The organism is Pseudomonas sp. Sample_11 (genome assembly GCF_004307505.1).
In the GTDB taxonomy this organism is placed as follows: domain Bacteria; phylum Pseudomonadota; class Gammaproteobacteria; order Pseudomonadales; family Pseudomonadaceae; genus Aquipseudomonas; species Aquipseudomonas atacamensis.
Map to the genome: position 1 here is coordinate 72218 of NZ_RCOD01000031.1, position 15225 is coordinate 87442.

9 protein-coding genes are annotated in these 15225 nt (G+C 53.9%); 7 read left to right on the top strand and 2 right to left on the bottom strand.

Annotated features, from left to right (window positions below; genetic code table 11):
* Positions 1-59 precede the first annotated feature (59 nt).
* The 7 genes from D8U60_RS07655 (at position 60) to D8U60_RS07685 (ending at position 11734) form a co-directional block, all read left to right on the top strand.
* Positions 60-1097: a hypothetical protein gene (locus D8U60_RS07655; protein WP_125926569.1), complete on the top strand. Its 1038-nt coding sequence runs from the start codon at positions 60-62 to the stop codon at positions 1095-1097.
* On the top strand, positions 1081-4149 hold the full coding sequence (locus tag D8U60_RS07660) for a hypothetical protein (protein WP_130899839.1): 3069 nt from the start codon (positions 1081-1083) through the stop codon (positions 4147-4149). The genes D8U60_RS07655 and D8U60_RS07660 overlap by 17 nt, the downstream gene beginning before the upstream one ends.
* On the top strand, positions 4146-6518 hold the full coding sequence (locus tag D8U60_RS07665; RefSeq protein WP_130899840.1) for an RNaseH domain-containing protein: 2373 nt from the start codon (positions 4146-4148) through the stop codon (positions 6516-6518). Before D8U60_RS07660 ends, D8U60_RS07665 begins: the two co-directional genes overlap by 4 nt.
* A 58-nt stretch (positions 6519-6576) precedes the next feature.
* Entirely contained in the window at positions 6577-8145 is a 1569-nt protein-coding gene (locus D8U60_RS07670; protein ID WP_130899841.1) for an AAA family ATPase, read from the top strand.
* Positions 8130-9155, top strand: coding sequence for an AAA family ATPase (locus D8U60_RS07675; protein ID WP_125926565.1), 1026 nt, complete (start codon positions 8130-8132; stop codon positions 9153-9155). Before D8U60_RS07670 ends, D8U60_RS07675 begins: the two co-directional genes overlap by 16 nt.
* Before the next feature lie 191 nt (positions 9156-9346).
* Positions 9347-10501 (top strand): DUF4238 domain-containing protein, encoded by a 1155-nt coding sequence (locus D8U60_RS07680; protein WP_125926564.1) that lies wholly within the window; start codon positions 9347-9349, stop codon positions 10499-10501.
* Positions 10502-10900: 399 nt separating this feature from the next.
* Positions 10901-11734, top strand: a complete 834-nt coding sequence (locus D8U60_RS07685) for a DUF6602 domain-containing protein (RefSeq protein ID WP_125926563.1) — start codon at positions 10901-10903, stop codon at positions 11732-11734.
* A gap of 4 nt (positions 11735-11738) precedes the next feature.
* Here the strand turns inward: D8U60_RS07685 and D8U60_RS07690 are convergent, their stop codons facing one another.
* Together D8U60_RS07690 and D8U60_RS07695 are read right to left on the bottom strand one after the other, a co-directional pair.
* Positions 11739-12359 (bottom strand): hypothetical protein, encoded by a 621-nt coding sequence (locus D8U60_RS07690; protein ID WP_125926562.1) that lies wholly within the window; start codon positions 12357-12359, stop codon positions 11739-11741.
* A 113-nt stretch (positions 12360-12472) separates the two neighbouring features.
* The gene (locus tag D8U60_RS07695; protein WP_130899842.1) at positions 12473-14863 is read right to left on the bottom strand and encodes a hypothetical protein; all 2391 of its coding nucleotides are present in this window, start codon (positions 14861-14863) and stop codon (positions 12473-12475) included.
* Positions 14864-15225: the final 362 nt, after the last annotated feature.

Consider the following 15225-nt stretch of genomic DNA (forward strand, 5'->3'; position numbering starts at 1 on the left):
GGAGGCCACACGCCCCATTTCGGCCATTCAAGGATGGTATCAAGCGCAGGAGCCCACTCGTGGATTCTGAACGATTCGAGTATTTGCTGAGGCTGCTTTCCAAAGCTGCATCGCTGTGCGGGTCAGACAGGGAAGCCGCGTTGCTGTTACTGCGCGAGTCTCAGGCTCACCTGTGGCGTTTGAATAACACCGATGCACTATGCTCCGCCCTGGATCTTGAGCGAAAGCTTTCACAGCCGCTGGAGCAATGGCTTCCTGCGTCGGTGCGGCTCGGCTACAGCGGCCCACTCCTGGCCTCCGGCCTACCCACTCAGACTTGTTCTGAAATGCTGCTGGAGCTGGATGCTCAACAACTCTCGGAGGCCATCCAGGTAAACGTCAGAGAAGTCCTGCATCTGTGTCGTGTGATTTCCGACGGCGACGCGCTCTACCGCCGCTTCAGACGATTCCTGATCGAAAATCCAGTTATCGAAACCGTCCAGGCCGCTGCGGTTTTCATACCCTTGGGTCGGAAGCTGGAAGACTTTTACGAGCCAATCCCTGAGCACCTTGCTATTGATGCAAATCTTTATCGATGCCCTGAGTGCCGATGGCCGATGAATCCACAACGGCGTGAGGTGCAGTGTGATTCGGCCTGGTGTCGAGAGAAGAACAGCCTTTACAGGTGGGAGAGCAATAGGCTTATCAACTTCGTGACCGGTCAAAAGCTGGAGGGCGAAACCGCCGGCAAGCGTTACAGGCTAAAAAGCGCGCTGTGGAAGTACACCCTTTTACCTGGGCTTCTGGAACTTCAGCTGGCCGAGCAGCTTTCCGAGCACGGCTTGGATGTCACCTTGTGGCCTGACGTGGATCGCTCGGATTTACGAATTACTCAAGGTGCCATGACCACCGACCTTGATGCCAAAGTTTGGGTTTCACCGCTCGCGCTAGGCCGCTACTTGGAAAACCTTGAGTACTCATCACCACGCTGGATCGTGATTCCTGACTACCAGAAGTCCCACCTGGACTGGCTGAGAAGCATATGTGCCAAAGGGCTGCAGGTTTTCACGCAAACCGAATGCATCAAGGAATTGACACAACGTGCGAACCCTTTCTGATATCGCCACGACGCTGTTTCTTGCACTCGCGGCTCGACACGTTCAGGGCATCCCCTGCTTGGCGGACGCAGCAGCGTTGATTGCCGGGCGAACGCACAAGTGGAGCACCTGGAGTAGCCTTACCCAAGACCAGCAGATCGTGATCGCAATAGGTCTACGTTTACGTCCTGCCCTCCTCGCCCAACCCGCGAACTTCATCCAAATCGCTGAAGGAGTGTTCAATAGCGAGCTGAGCCCCTTCGAGCTTATGGAGCCGGAAGTTCTGAAGCCCAAGCTAGCAGAGACGGATCGCTACCGGGTGAAGGCAATCCTGGAGGTAGATCTGATCATTCAGGAAAACCTCCATGCATTGAAGCGCTGGCGTAAACCATCATCGCCCGTTGTATTGCCTGATGGAGGGAAGCTGGTATTCAAGTCGATCACCGCAGAGCGTACTCGAATCTTCGCTGTTCCAGCCAGTGAGCGTAAGTACGTCCCACCCGCTGGCCAGCATCTCAAAATCCCCACCACAACGCCGCTCTCTGAAATCGATTGGGATTATCAGTCCCTGCGAGAAATCGCCGAAAAGCTAGATGCCGCATCGACGCCTCATACCCAGCATTGTGTATCGCTGGAGAATATCTGGGGCGAGAGTGGTCGCCGCTCAGCCACTGCAGGCAGCTTCTTTCGAGTCAACGCCGCCACCGGTACCGGCAAGACAGTCGTCATGTCGTTGATGGGCGTTGACGCGGCCTCACGTGGACACAAGGTCGTCATCGCAGTTCCAGGTTACGTTGAGCTCGACAACACCGTGAAGATAATGCGCCAAGTCGCATCCGTGGTCGCTCCCAAGCTTAAGGTCGCGCCACTGCACTCCGTATCGCGAACACATCAACGCGCGGGAGTACATTTCAAGCTGCAGAACGAAGATCATCCATACGATTACGCATGTTTGCTCAACGCCTATGCTTCAGAGCTGGAACCTATGCCAGCGGATAGTGAACCTTGCTTCAAGCTTCACGTTGTCACATCCAAGGGAAATGCCAAAGAAGAGACTCAACGACTGGATCATTGCCCTTTCCTCTTCTCGTGCGGTCGGACGAAAATGGTTGCACAGGCGCTTGAGGCTGATGTGATCGTCATCAACCACCACGCGTTGCTGTCTGGGACAACACGAATACCGTTTGACGATTCCAGCCAGTTCCCAGGGCCCCGTAGCTTCATCGAGCTGCTTCTGCGGATTTCTCCCGTGTTCCTGGTGGACGAGATCGACGGCCTGCTGAAAACCGCTATCGACAACAGTGCATTCAGTTTGCAGCTCGGCAACATCGGGGAAGAAAGCCCGCTCGTTCAGCTCTTCCGCACCATCATCAATCGATCAAAAATACCTGGCATCGACAACAGTAGCCTGATCAGACTGACCTGGGCGCTCACCTACTGCTGTGTCAGCGTTGATCAATTGATGAACCTGCAGCAGCGCAGGTACTTTGATTGGCCAAAGAAAGAAACCACCTGGGCTGAAGCCGACGACGGCTACATCATGACCAAGTTGGAGATCGACTACGAAACGCTCCAAGCGCTCTACAGCAGTGGGAATGCTAGTGTCCCAGAGCACCTTCGGAACCTGCGCGAAAATCTCATCTATTGGCGTACGAACGATCCGTCCAGTAGGCCAGAGAACAAGGCGATGGAGCTTGGTAGCTTGCTCACCGCCCTGGCAAGCAGCAATCACCTGAAAGCAAAACCGAACGCGAAAGACCTGCAGCGCCTCAAGGCTTCGCTCATCCTGCGCGGTGTACTCGACTTTATCGAAGTGGCCCTGAGGAATCTGCAGATTGAGCTGCCCAACTTTGCCAGCGCCGAAGTGCCCTATGCGCAAGAGGTGCATAGCAACCTCAAAGGCCGAGAGCCGCTGTCCTTCAGCCCAATCGGGCCACTGCACCGAACAGTTTTTGGGTTCAAACGAAAACAGACCAGTGAAGTGGAGGCGACCCTCAATGTGATCGCCATGCGAGGTGATCCTCACGGCACCCTTCTCGCCCTCCCTGAACTCGCGGCACTCGGTTACGCCGGGGTGAGACGAATGTTCATGGGGTTTTCCGCAACAGCCTACTTCCCCGGAGCCAGTGCCTTTGACCTCAAGGCCAGGGATTTCATCGATGTTCCGGATGCAAAGGGGCAGGTGACCTTTGAGAATATTGGACTCACCACCACTGTCTCTGGCGCTCCCTACTTCGAACGTAAAGACCGGATCAGGCAACTGGCTGCGGAGCTATGGCCTTGGCTGGAGAAACGGCTGCGGGCGCTTGCAAAAGATCCAGCCACGGAGAATCGCGCTCGACTCTTGCTCGTCGCTAGCAGCGATGCCGACGCCGAGTTGCTAGCCATCACCCTGTCCGACCTCTCTGAAACGTCCAAGGTAGGCTGGGTGCGGGGACGCGCAAGCGAGTACAAGCCCACACAACTCAGCGCAGACCACACACTGGTGTATGACGACCTTGCCCAGTTCATTGAGGGCATCCACAGGGATAAAACGATTCTCGTCAGTGCGCTCCATCCAATGGCGCGAGGACATAACATCGTCAACAAAGATGGTATGTCTGCCATCGGAGGGGTAGTCATCTGCGTTCGCCCATTACCCGCTTCCGATAGCCCCGAAAACAACCTGGCACATATCAGCTACGAAACGTGGAACACCATGCGTCCGCAGACTAACCTCAAACACATTTTGCAATCAGAGCGAGCCATTTCGAACATGCTGCTCAACAGCATTCGAGGCGCCCCGCCCGCATTCAGTCAACAACCCGCCAACATCCGACACTACACAGTGATGAACATCTTGGTGACGCTGACCCAATTGATTGGCCGAGGTCGCAGAGGCGGAACGCCCGTGACCTGCTATTTCGCAGATGCCGCATTCACAAAGGGTCGCACCCCATGGGCCAAGCTGCTTTCCAACAGCGTTCAGTGGCTTAAGGACGAGGGAAACTGGGAACAATTCGCCCTCCACCACAACGGCATCGCTACCGCCATCACGCGCTACATAGACCAATCAGCAAAGGACGCTCGATGAAGAACCTTGATCTACGCACTAGCCTCTTCAGCTTCGAACCTAGAGAGCTTGGGCATGCTCACCGCGTTCAGATAAGCTCGGATTACCTAGCAGCCTGGCAAGTTCTACAGAACCTGGGCAGAAAGCATCACCCCGGCCTCCCCACAAATGCGTTGAAAGAAATGCTGGCCGCAGTGTCAGGAGGCCCCGTTGACGTCAACCTGTATCCATACCGGGACAAGGGTGTGTCAGCCATCCTGATGCTAAACCCTCTACCTATCGATACGATTAACCAGATCCTCTACCTATGGTCGCTTGAGGTAATGCGCATCTGGGGTGAGCAGGTTGAGGGGTTGGAATCAAAGCTTAACGTAATCGACATCGCCCCCATCCTGGCCGATGAACTAGTGCGGGAAGATGGTTTTTCTCCATTGGCCTACAACGTGATTCCATGGCTCGTAGGACGAGCCATGTGCGCTGCTCCACTGCAGTCGACACAGAACGGTAGCCCCAATCCGATTCCTAAGCTAATCGCCTTGCAACAAGCTTCAGATGGATCCCTACTCGCCTGGGATGACCCCATTACGCCAGAAGGCGAGCGCCACGCTTCAGCCTTGCACGTCATCGAACCGAAGTTGAAATTGCTACGAGACTGCACTGAGCCCTTCATTCAGCTGTCCGTGAAGCTGAGTCAGATCATGCCGACATCGGTGGGTCGTAAAAAGCATGCATGGGTTCATGCCGGTCAGACGATAGTGAAAGCTCGCATCCGCAGCAAAATGACGGAATCCGGCTGGCGGACACTGTACGAATTCCCCACCAACAAGCTGCTCGCGTATATAGGCATTCAGCCATTGCCTGAGCCCATCGAAGGCGACATCCCGGCTAATAGTCTGGTGAGGCCAATTTACGTGAACCCGCCACTGACCCCAGCAATCGGCTCAGGGCCAGGGCCACTGTTTCTCGACCAAGCGTGCTTCCAACTTCTTCGCTGTGTGAAAGGCTCACAACCACTCTTGGTGCGCAAGGCTGTCTCCAGCGTTAAGACTGCTAAAGCCATCCCTCCTGTCGAACGAATCACGGTTCATGCAGCGGTGCTCGCCGCCAACTCCGAGATCATGCTCCGACTGTCGACCGCAAGCGAGACCCTGGGCGCCGCGATGCCTTTCTTCAAGAAGTACGCACCACCAGAAATTGCACTGACGCGCCTGGCTGTTGAGAACGCTTCCAGTATGCTCGAAGGTGCCGCGCCGATTTCCGACTTGGACAAGTGGCTTAGAAGCGCCGTCATCCCGGAAATCGAGAAGCACAATACCTCGGTGGCCATCGTTGAAACCAGTGTTGCCGCAGCAGCACGTGACGCCAATTCCGACCCCAAACACTACATACGCAGGGTACTTGCCGAGCATGGGATCGTGACCCAGTTCATCATGCATGAGGTTCCCGATCCGGAAAAAATCAAGACTAGAGCCGGGAAAGAGCAACGAGATTTCAGAGCACTCAATACTGTCACCGAAGCCATCCGCCTGACCGGCTACTTCCCTACTGCATTCGTGAAGGCCAAATCTTTACCCGCCAACACGACGCTCTTGTCCATACGCCTCGATCGGATCACGGACAGAGGTGATTTGATTCACTTGCCGGTGATCACTCGAACAGTTGCTGGCAGCCAACGTTGCGAGATCTACTGGTTCGTCAAAGGCAATCCAGATCGCGGTCAGTGGTATGAGTTCACTCAGGGTGTGGCAGCTATCCACGCTACCCCTGCGCTCATCAACCCTGAAGCCATCAATAAGCTCGTGACATGGTCGATGCTGGTCGCCACTGAAGAGGCCGACGCTCCACTCATCGTCTGCCTCGATAGCAATTTGCGTACCTTCTATAAAGGACTGCAGGACAGTCCTAACACTGGCCTTCCTCCCGTGCCGCCTGGATCTGCAATCGTGCGCATCAGAGTTGATGACGACATTGCCCAGATGTCCGGCAACCACACTGACCACCCGCACGAGCCCCGGTACATCGGCCAAAAAATTGGTCTGTTCCAATCGCTTCGCAGCCCTGCGGTGTACTACTTCGTCTCGCCTTCAAAAATCTACAGCAAGGCTGAAGGGCAACGTAAAAACACCCGCTATCAGGTAGACGACAAGCTACTCAAGGATCCTTGGCAACAGCTAGGGGTTACCGAGATAACCGTCATCGAACCAGGTGTATTTGCACCCGCAACGGTGATTGCCGAGCAGGTGGCGTTGCTCTGTCGCAACGCGCCGCTGTGGGATGGGCAGCTCAAATTACCCAGCCCGATGCACCTGGGCGCTCAAGTCGCGGGAGACCATCCCATCATGGAAATGCACCGAAAAAGTGAAGCTAATCGAATAGCAGAGAAAGCCTGACTTCTCGTAAACGATCCAACACCCGTAACCGACCCGAAATGGCGAAAGGAACCGCGCAATGCCCGCAATCAAGAAAGTGATGCTCCAGCATTTCAAACAGTTCAGCGCCCTCACCCTTGAGTTTGACGCGGGCATTAACGTGCTCATTGGTGACAACGAAACGGGGAAAAGCAGCGTCCTTTTGGCACTTGATCTCGCGCTGAGTGCGAGTCGCAGCCGCGTCGAGACCATTGGCTATGAATCGCTCCTGTCTCAGTCCGCAGTGCGTGCGTTCAAAGCAGGGCCAACGACACTTGATCGGCTCCCCAGGGTGGTAGTGGAAGTGTTTCTGGAAGAAGGAGATGACCAAGGGTACTACGGCACACAGAACCTAGCCGGTGCCATGACCGACGGAGTCGGCATGGAGATCGCACCACTGATCGAGGAATTCGGCGCGACTATCCTGCAGCTCCTTGCAGAGGATCCCGAGAATTTCCCCTATGAGTACTACGGGGTGAAATTTTACACCTTCTCGGGTGCACAGCACGTCAATTACCGTCGCCCGGTGAAACATCTACTGCTGGACAGCTCACGCATCGACAGCGAATACGCCGCGCGCGAATACACCCGCACGGTGTTCAGCTTCAATGCGGAGCCTCCAGAGCGCTACAGCCTCGAAAATCGATACCGTCGCGGGAAAGAGTCTTTCCGGGACAAAGAACTGGCCACTCTTAATGCAGAGCTAGGTGCTTACCAGTTCGGGGTCAGAACCAGTATCCGCTCCAACCTCGAAACAGATTTGATCATTACCAAAGACGGAATCCCGATCGAAAACCGTGGTAAGGGGGAGCAATGCTTCATCAAAACCGAATTTGCGCTGCGTCGTCACGATGCCAAGGGCGAGCTCCACGCCCTGCTCCTTGAGGAGCCAGAGAACCACCTTAGTCACACCAAGATGAAGCAGTTGGTCGAACAACTCTCGAAGACAGCGGGCACACAGCTCTTCATTGCCACGCACAGCAGCCACATCTGCTCCAGGCTCGATCTTCGGCATGCACTCCTCCTCGGTGGAGAGCAGAAAGCAGGGCGTCTTAAAGCCCTTTCTGAGCCGACTGCGAGCTTTTTCATGAAGGCACCGGACAACAATGTTCTGGAGTTCGCCCTATCCAAAAAGGTCATTTTGGTGGAGGGCGATGCTGAGTTCATCCTGATCGAAGAGATGTATAAAAAACACGCCAATGGCCGTACACCTCAGGCCGATGAGGTGCACATCATTTCCATTGGTGGCACAAGCTTCAAACGCTATCTGGAGCTTGGAAAACTGCTAGGCATTCGGGTAGCAGCGATCCGAGATAACGACGGTGACTACAATAGCCACTGCGTGGAAAATTATGCCACGCACCTGTACGACCGAGCCCGAGTCTTCGCGGATCAGGATGATCAGCGATCGACTTTCGAAATCGGGCTGTACCAGGACAACAAAGCGGCCTGCGACGACCTTTTCGCAGCGGGGCGTAAAAAGCTGACTGTCCAGGAGTACATGCTCAAAAACAAGGCAGATGCAGCCTTCGAGTTGCTCACCAAAAAAGGCACTGAGCTCCTAGCCCCTCAATATATTCAGGATGCGATCACATGGATAAACGAGTGATCTTTGCGGTGGCCGGGTCGGGTAAGACCACTCACTTGATTAGTCGGCTGAGCCTTGAGAAGCGCGCGCTGATCATCACCTACACGGAGAACAACCACAGCCACCTGCGAACCAGCATCATCAAAAAATTCGGCACCATTCCGTCGAATATCACCTTGATGACGTACTTCGCCTTTCTCCATGGCTTTTGCTATCGCCCGCTGATGCAAAGACAAGCAAACACCAGGGGGTTGAACTTCAGACGGCCTGCCCAGCGCAATTTTCCGCTGACCGATAGGAGGCGATACAGAGACCCCAGTGGCAGGCTGTATCACAACCGCCTGGCCAAACTCATCGAGATCGAGGGGCTACTGCCTGCGGTGCGGTCTCGCATCGAGCGCTTCTACGATGCGGTGTACGTCGATGAGGTACAGGATTTCGCGGGCCACGACTTCAATCTGCTATTGGCGATTTCCGCAGCCGATGCTGAAATGCTTTTCGTAGGAGACTTCTTCCAGCACACCTTCGATACCAGTCGCGACGGATCCGTCAATGGCACGCTTCACAACGAAATCTCAGCTTACGAGAGACGGTTCGCACAAGCCAAAATCAACGTCGACAAGGAGACACTCAGCAAAAGTTGGCGATGCGGAACGACTCTCTGTGAGTTCATCAGCGTACACCTGCAGATCAAGATCTATGCCCATGAAGACAGGCTAAGCGAGATCGTCAATGTCGAGAGCCAAGAGATGGCGGATCGACTGCATGGAGACTCCACCGTGGTGAAGCTCTTCTACGAGCAGCACTACAAGTACGGGTGTCACTCGCAGAATTGGGGAGCGAGCAAAGGGCAGGATCATTACAACGATGTCTGCGTCGTGCTAGGTGCGAAGGCATGGAAGCAGTATCAGGAGGGCAAGCTCCACGAGTCTGTGGCCAAAACCCGGAACAAACTCTACGTAGCTTTTTCCAGGGCACGAGGCGCTGTGTATGTGGCCCCAGATCGGTTGTTCAAAGCGTACAAATCATGAAATGGGCAGATGGGCAGATGGGCATGAGCGGACATACCGAATCGCCGAAACACTCTTACAATCAAAGTTAACACCCATTATCAAAGCCTAATTACAGGCCTACACCTAGACCACAAAGACATGACAAGATAAAACTCGACGTACTCATATTTCTTACTGACGTAGATCAATCACTGAAGGAGCAGCTTTGGATGCAAAACGAAAAAGATCCTAACAGAAATAAAAACCAACACTATGTACCTGAGAGCTATTTTGAAGAATTCTCTAAAGATGGCTCCAGCGTTTGCGGCTTATTTAAAAAGAGCGGAACTTCTATTCCACATGTTTCTTTTAGCGGCCAATCCTCCGCAGCGTGGTTCTACGGCGATGCGGAAAGAGAAGATGAGATAACAGAGTTCGACACCAGGCACTTCGAGAATCGCAAACGTATTTTGAAGGCACTAGCTGATGGTGTCACCGACCTTCCGCCCGCAGAGATTGAAATCCTTCTGGAGAACACTCAGTTTCAACGGGAGCGGACTCTGAGTCACCGTAAGGCCGAACAAGGAGTTCACGAATTTCATGAAGATTTTTTTGCACCTCAGGTTGAGGATCTGGACAACTACGACTCAGGCCATTCACCAGAGGCCACCCAAGCCGTCAATGACGCCATGAGGATGTTTTTCAAGTCATTTAGCGACCCCAGAGACTCCCAGTTTGTCAAACTGATGATGATCGATAAGAGTGAGGTCGCAGATCTTCAGCTAATTATCCTCAAAAATTGCACTTCGCATCCTTTTATTTTCAGCGATTCCCCGATCGCCTATACAAATCCCGCGCTTAGTGATTTTAAGTGCGACAAACTGGGCAACACCAACGTTGGGCTGCAGATTTTTTACCCCCTGAACCCCGATTTTCTAGCGTTGTTTTTTGATGCTTCCGTTTATCGAATTGGCGACGCAAAAAGTATGGTACTCAACGTCACGAATGATGATGACATTACACAGATCAATAAGCTTCAGCTTCATGAAGCTGCCAACTCGATATACTTCAGTCGCGCCGAGGATTCCGAATACGTAAAAATGCTTTGGCGCGAAGAAAACATTAGATTTGAGCAGAAGAAGAGAAACGTTGAAAACGTACCTGAACGTTCACTGGATGGTTATGCCACTGGCCGTCACACCTTCGCAATTGTCGAATCAGAGCCTAACTTTTACCCTTGTCTTAGCTTCGTAACCAGCGACCTTTCAAGCTCCAATCTTCCTTATCGAAAAGCTTATTGGCGCCGATTTATCCCTGAAGGAGCAGAAATCCCAAGGTTTAACGATGAGATTGATCGTCATTCCGATGTAGAGAGAGAGGAATAAGCGCGACTTGGATAAATTTGCCCCCGCCTCAATCCCAGCGCCGTGAAAAATTTTTGGCGCTAAACCTAACTTTTAGACAAGCGACCGCTCTCTTGTGTTTGGAGAGCGATCGTTGGTTCGACATACAGTGCTTGTCCAAGTATATAGCTCTTTCAGCGGCGCCGATCTGCAGGAACTTGGCGTGGCTAGGATTACCGAGCCACTGCCTGCGCTTAACCCCATCAGAACGCGATACACACCGGTTGCCCACGACTTCTCAGAACGGTTCGTCCGCCACAATATGACGACTCGGTTTCTAAGACGCCGGCACCTTTTCGTCCCACCTGATGTACCAATAGCAGTACGTCACTGCCCAGGCATGCGGCAACATGCACGCACCCTGTCAGTGGAGGGGGCTCAATGAGCACGTATGATGGGTACATCGAGAGGTTGGCGAGGAAGGTCGACGCACGTCTGCAGGACATTGAGTCGATTTTCAACTTTGACCTAGGGGATGAATTCGAGGTCGCCATCTGCGCTTTGCTAGAGGACATCCTCCCAGCCAAGTACGGCGTTTGCCGAGGGTTTGTTGTTGCTAAAAATGGTGACAAGGCCGGTGACGACCTGATCATTTACGACAAGATGTCCAGTCCTACCCTGCGCTCGGGCATGAGCCGTAAGTTCCCCGTGAAAGAGCAGATCACTGTTGATGCGGTATACGCGTACATCGAGTGCAAACATTCCATCACTGACGCCGCTGTCTTGGAAAAGGCCATCACTCAGGCCCAAGCGGTAAAAAAACTGATGCTTACCCGTCGTGGTCTTTCCAATCCTGAATATGAATCAAACGGGCCGACTTACAATGGGAGGGTCAGAGACTGGCCCCGTACCTTCCCCCCGCTCAAGAACCAACCCTTCTGCGCAGTTTTTGCACGCCATTATTCACTTGAAGTTGCTGTTCACAACACCAGAGGAGAGCACACTCCAGACCTACTCATTTTAGGTAATAACCATATCGCAACCCACACCGTGAACATGGGCGCGGATGGTATTCACTCAGCACTCTTCTACGATACAAAATTCCGCTCGCCCCTGTGCGTGGAGTCGGCTGCCGGGAATGCCTATGGCTTGGGCCTGGTGTCACTTTTGCAGGCCCTGAGCTGGATTCAATTGGTGCCGATCGACTGGCTGGAGGTTTTGAACGCCACCTTCCTCGACAACCTGCTCAACCGCAAAAGTGCCCCCGAGGGATAGCGCTTCAAAAAGGCAGCGGCTCAGCCGGCATGGACTCGTATCGCATCACAGCACGTGCCCACGGGTCGCCTTTAATCGCGGCATTCTTAATCAAAGCTGGAGATGTCACCAACCACTTGCCAAGTTTCGGTTTGACCAGAGGCTGCCTCATCCGCGCATGGCAGGCTGCCAGGAATGGTTCCATCTTCTCGATGATATGCGGTTCAAGATGCCCCAATTCTGGAGCGGCATAGCGGGCCTCCGGGGCGTACCTCAACCCCTTGGGCATACGGTACTCCTTACTCCAACACATTGCCGGCATCTCAGAGGCCAGGAAACTTGAACCGATTGGCAGGTAGTAAGTCCCAAGGTCGATGATCGAGCCATCGACCTCCACCCAGTAGTGTGAGTGTTCACCTGACTCGGATCCGTATCCTTGCATCGACGCTTGGCGCTGATCACGCGAGACGACAAAGGCCAAGAAATTCCCACCTACTACTACAGGGCTGTGCCCCATGGCCCGAATGAGACTATGAACGCCGAACGATGCATACAGGCAACGCTTGTAGTAATCATCAGGAAACTGGCTTTTCAGGCACCTGTCCACTACGCAGAGAATGCGCTCCACAACCACAGCTTCAACCAAAACAAGCTCCTTCTTGAAAATGCATTTCTATTCGAAAGGTGTGGCCATACACGGTCTACCCTGGAAACTCTTTTAGAGAGCCGGCCACACGCTGGAACGTATCCAGGGCTGGTCTATTTGCTCTTTCGAGGCAATCGAGAAAAGACCTCTGCCATCTGCACCAACGACTCCACCAGCGATTCAAGCATCAGACGTCCCTTCACCACGTCCAAGTCTGTTTGTTGATCGATTCCTACCAGGCCATACGCTTTGGCAAACTCCGAGGATGGTAGATGAGCATCTGCCTGCCTGAGCTCATTGATACCCACCAGCACTTTGGTCAGTGCTCTCGCCTCATCCTGGGTCACCCCAATCTGCAACACCGCTTCCAGATGCTTGACCGATCCAAGCTTCATTTTGCCTGGCGGCGCGGCGATGACTGAAAGGCCATTTCCATACAGCGACTCCACAGTGACCCTAGCCAGGTCTTTAGCCAGTTCCAGCACGCCCGTTGGTTCGAGTGCACGGAAACGATGAATTCGACCGAAGATGTCATTGATAGCGTGGTGCTGGGCAAACAGATACTTGCCAGTGAGATTCTCGAATTCCGCATTGACCTCATCATAAGCAGATCGCAACCTCGCCTCGGGGGCCCGAGTGTCGGCGGGGTCAGCTTTCGCCTGTGATGCCAGTAGCTCTTCTGAAACGCCTCCATCTGGAGCCACGTTCACCCCTGCCCATACTCGCTGTTGCCATAATGGAAGCAGCCCGATGTCCTTGGCGTAGACATTGATGAGCCCGAGATCATTCAAGCCGAAATGCACACTGTGCCCTTGCGAAATACCGATGGAGCCCGTGTCACGGGTATACCAGCTCAAAGAGAAACCCCGATAGCTGCCAAGCAGGGTCGTGACGGTCGGTCGGAACCATAGCCAGCAGCCACGATCCCGTAGCTCAGCACCATCGACCCGCTCCCCGGAGCCATCAACCGCAAAGTCCACTTTCGCAAGTGGTGGTTCATTCAATACCCGCTCGCTGACCCGGGCTGGTTCGACCACGTCGGTTTTCCACAGCGAACCGCTCAAACTGTGAAGCTTCCTTCCTTGATGCTTGACCGACCAAGACTTGGACACCACAGAGTCGTCAGTTGGCAGGCCCAACACGGGCACTTCATCATCGGCGTCAACATCGGTGCGAGAGGCATGGAAAACAGCGGTAGAGGAACCGTAATGACTGCCCCCTTCGTGGATAGCCTGGTTGATGCCCTCCCACTTATCCTCCCCTGCCATCTCCTCAACATACCCTGAAGCCCAACTGATATGAGAGGCATCTGATACGATCTGACGTCGACTTAGGAAGCTAGAGACCAACAAATACATCCCATGTGCTTTTAGGTAGTCGCGAAGGTACTCCGACCGTACCTCCAAAAGAACGGGATTCCCGGCCTCATTGCGCGATAGCCTCACCACCTCCTGATACCCCTCGGCAGGTCGAAGCCAGCTATCCCCTTGCCGCTGCAAGCCCAGCGCGATAACGAAATCTTGATGGAGGTGCCACTCGCAGGGAGCCTCACCATCAAACGACTGCTCAATGACTAAGCCGGTGCCTACAGCGCCACCGTGGTAGCTACGCCAATCACCAGCCCTGGAGTAAGTCGTGGTTCGCTGAGGCTCTGCGAGACATTCAGCTTCTGGCTCGTTCTCAGGGGGAACTGAATGAGAGGGCAGCGACTTGCTCTGTCTCGAATTCAAAGACAGAGTCAGATTCGTGAAGGGTACGCGGATAGACGCAAACAATTTCCCCGGTTCGTCTAGGGCACTTTGCGCTTCTTGGGCATGGACTTCTGGGTGACCATCATCCTTAGTGTGGATGCGTTTCGGCCAGACATACTCAGTTTCGAAACCGCCAGCGAAAGCGTTCCCACCAATGTCGCTCCAACCCAGCTTATGAATCTGCTCACGATGACCAAGTTTGAACATCACCGAACCGACGCCAAGGTACTCTTCAAGGAATCCTTCGTAGCCGTACTCTCCCTCCTTGGATATCACAGAGGCGGCGCGGAGCGGTATCCAGATTTTTTGAGCAACGCGGGTCTTCCGGATCTTGGCCATCTCAAACCAGGCTTGCGGCTTGCACTCTGCGGTTTTGGGGATCGCTGCTACCGCTGACTGCACTCCCAGCTCATTTCTGAATAGCAGCACGATGGTCATTTGGCGGGCATGATCCATCTCACTTAGCTGCTTACGCACTGCTTCGCGTACTTCCTCTGGCGGTATGAGCTGGTTGAGCGCATCAGCAGGGAAGAATCCGCCCGGGCTGGCAGTGCCGTTTTTATCGGAATACCAGAGGACAAAACTCGGGCCCTGAGCAATTACCGCCTCAGTGCGACTGAGGTCAGTCCAGGCGCTGCGCCAGTGCTCCAAAATTGGCATAACCGGATCATCCGATGCCGACGGTGGGCCATCGGCTTGACGCCCACGATCAGGGGCATCCGTAACCAATTCCATATCTTGATCCTTATCCATAGCCCCTCTCTTATCCGCTGCCTTTCGCCAAGATGAGAATTAAACCATGAGCCCAGAACGGCCTGCATGGAGCATCTGAATTTGATCACTCAGCCAGCAACGACCGAGGTGCGTAAGTGCCCGCGTATTTTTCACTGGCCAAGTATTCGGCACGGCCCAGAAGTCGAACTCGACAGCGAGCAACGTCAGACCTTGGTGTTGGGGTTGCCTTGACAAAGAGTCGATGGGTGGTCGCCATACGCTTTCCGCTTACGCCTGATCGGACGCTTGGGAGCAAGACACCCACTTCGACACCCATTCCGCTTACCGAGGTGCATTCAACTCCATCACTTGATCTATTAGAAGAAGCGAGCCATTTAAGC

What these genes read in the sequence shown, in the direction of transcription:
- D8U60_RS07665 (WP_130899840.1), top strand. Translation starts at nt 4,146, where the DNA reads ATGAAGAACCTTGATCTACGCACTAGCCTCTTCAGCTTCGAACCTAGA.
- D8U60_RS07670 (WP_130899841.1), top strand. Translation starts at nt 6,577, where the DNA reads ATGCCCGCAATCAAGAAAGTGATGCTCCAGCATTTCAAACAGTTCAGC.
- D8U60_RS07675 (WP_125926565.1), top strand. Translation starts at nt 8,130, where the DNA reads ATGGATAAACGAGTGATCTTTGCGGTGGCCGGGTCGGGTAAGACCACT.
- D8U60_RS07680 (WP_125926564.1), top strand. Translation starts at nt 9,347, where the DNA reads ATGCAAAACGAAAAAGATCCTAACAGAAATAAAAACCAACACTATGTA.
- D8U60_RS07685 (WP_125926563.1), top strand. Translation starts at nt 10,901, where the DNA reads ATGAGCACGTATGATGGGTACATCGAGAGGTTGGCGAGGAAGGTCGAC.
- D8U60_RS07695 (WP_130899842.1), bottom strand. Translation starts at nt 14,863, where the DNA reads ATGGATAAGGATCAAGATATGGAATTGGTTACGGATGCCCCTGATCGT.